Raw genomic sequence first — 2,432 nt, 5'->3', positions numbered from 1 at the left:
CGCCGTATACCGAACGGTACGTGCGGTGCTGTGGAAGGTCGGAACGGGAATTAATCCCGTTCCTCCTATCCGATTTTATTGTGTAGCTTTGCAATCACTTTTACATTAGTACATTAAATGAAGGAATACAATCTTATCCAGCTGGATAATGGTATCAGAATATTATTACATTACCAAAATTCTCCAATCACACACACGTGTATGATTGTCAATGCAGGTGCGAAAGATGAGCAAGAAGGAAAATATGGTGTTGCGCATTTTATAGAACATTTATTATTCAAGCGCACCGAGCGACGTTCTACAAATCAAATATTGAATCGATTAGAACAAGTTGGTGGAGATTTGAATGCCTATACGACCAAAGAATATACTTGCCTCCACGCTTCATTTCTAAATCCACATTTAGAGCGTGCTTTGGATTTATTTGAAGATGTACTATTTCATTCTACATTTCCTGCTAATGAAATCGAAAAGGAAAAAGGCGTGATTTTGGATGAAATGGCTTCGTATTTGGATAGTCCAGAGGAATCCATTATGGATGATTTCGAAGATTTATTATTCAAAGGAACGGGTTTAGGACATAATATTCTAGGGATTGAAGATGACTTAAAATCTTTGCAGAAAGACGATGTTTTGGATTTCATGCAAAAGAACTACGATACCAATGAAATTGTCATTGCTATTGGTGGGAATTATTCACTAACGCAAGTAGAACGACTTGGCAATAAGATATTTGGGAAGTTAAAATCCAACTCAAGAGCCAAACAGGATAAGGTAAATTTCGAGAACGTAAGTCAACGAATCGTGATCGAAAAACCTATCAATCAGGCACATTATATGCTTGGTGTGAATACTTTCGGTATTTACGATGAACGCAAAACAGCCATGTTGTTGTTGAATAATATGTTGGGTGGTTTTGGGATGAGCTCTATTTTGAATCTGGTTATTCGTGAGAAATATGGTATTGCCTACACGATCGAATCCAATTTCACGATGTACACTGATACAGGACATTTTAATATTTATTTGGGTACGGACGAAGAGAAATTGAAGAAAGCAGTTTCTTTGGTATTCAAAGAATTGAATAAACTCAAGCAAGCACCTATATCGGCTTATCAGCTCAAACAAGCGAAACAAAAGTTTAAAGGTCAAATTGCTTTGGCAGAAGAAAGTCGCATGAGTATGATCATTGCAGAAGCAAAAAATCTCATCGATTACGGCAAAGTAATTCCGTTGCAAGATGTTTTTGATAAGATTGATGCGGTAACGACTGAAGATATTCTGGATCTATCGCAGACATTTTTTGATGAATCAAAGTTGACTTCGTTGAGCTTTGTGCCCGAAGAAGAATAGCATTTCAGCAATATTGTTATATTTGCCGATATTTTCCATTAGATAATAACCTTTAACATAGAAAATAAGTCGTCATGAAAACAGCTTACATTTTCCCAGGTCAGGGTGCTCAATTCGTAGAAATGGGTCAGGACTTGTACAATCTTAATGAAGAGACGAAAGCTTTATTTGAGAAAGCAAACGATATTTTAGGTTTTCGTATCACAGATATAATGTTCAATGGTACAGACGAAGATCTTAAACAAACCAATGTTACGCAGCCTGCTATTTTCTTGCATTCTGTAATTTTAGCAAAAGCTTTGGGTGATAAATTCCAACCTTCAATGGTTGCAGGTCACTCTTTGGGTGAGTTTTCTGCGTTGGTTTCTGCAGGAGCATTATCTTTTGAAGACGGCCTGAAATTAGTTTCTCAACGCGCGAATGCAATGCAAAAAGCATGTGAATTGCAACCTTCTACTATGGCAGCAATCTTAGGTTTAGACGATGAGACAGTAGAAAAAATATGTGCGCAAGTAGAAGAAGTTGTTGTAGCCGCGAATTACAATTGTCCTGGACAATTGGTTATTTCGGGTTCTATTGAAGGTGTAGATAAAGCATGTGCTTTATTGACTGAGGCTGGCGCCAAACGTGCATTGAAATTGAATGTAGGTGGTGCATTCCACTCGCCACTGATGGAGCCTGCGAAAGTTGAATTGCAAGCAGCTATTGAGGCTACAGACATTCAATCTCCTTTATGTCCGATTTACCAGAATGTAGATGCTAAAGCATACACAGATCCACAAGAAATAAAAGCAAACTTAATTGCACAATTAACTGGTGCAGTTCGTTGGACGCAAACCGTACAAAATATGCTAGCAGATGGAGCTGAAGCTTTTGTGGAAGTTGGTCCAGGTAATGTTTTGCAAGGATTGGTGAAAAAAGTAGATCGTCAAGCACAAACGTCTTCTGCTTCTATCGCAGAATAAGAAGTTTAAATACATAGAAAAAGCGACTCTCAGAGTCGCTTTTTTATAAAACGGAGCGTAAAACCCACAGGTGTTTAGCCTGTGGGATGTAAGCGACTAACCCTGATTGAGAAT

The 2,432-nt window shown here is 38.1% G+C and carries 2 protein-coding genes; both read left to right on the top strand.

The annotated features are described in order from the left end of the window. The first annotated feature begins 117 nt into the window (after nt 1-117). Complete coding sequence (locus tag GOQ16_RS17100; protein ID WP_160070406.1) at nt 118-1,353, top strand: M16 family metallopeptidase; 1,236 nt, start codon at nt 118-120, stop codon at nt 1,351-1,353. A 74-nt stretch (nt 1,354-1,427) separates the two neighbouring features. Continuing rightward, nucleotides 1,428-2,318 (top strand): ACP S-malonyltransferase, encoded by an 891-nt coding sequence (fabD, locus tag GOQ16_RS17095; RefSeq protein ID WP_160070405.1) that lies wholly within the window; start codon nt 1,428-1,430, stop codon nt 2,316-2,318. The last annotated feature ends 114 nt before the right edge of the window (nt 2,319-2,432 follow it).

Source organism: Sphingobacterium bovisgrunnientis (assembly GCF_009829085.1).
Taxonomy (GTDB): domain Bacteria; phylum Bacteroidota; class Bacteroidia; order Sphingobacteriales; family Sphingobacteriaceae; genus Sphingobacterium; species Sphingobacterium bovisgrunnientis.
This window is presented reverse-complemented; position numbering and strand designations above follow the sequence as displayed.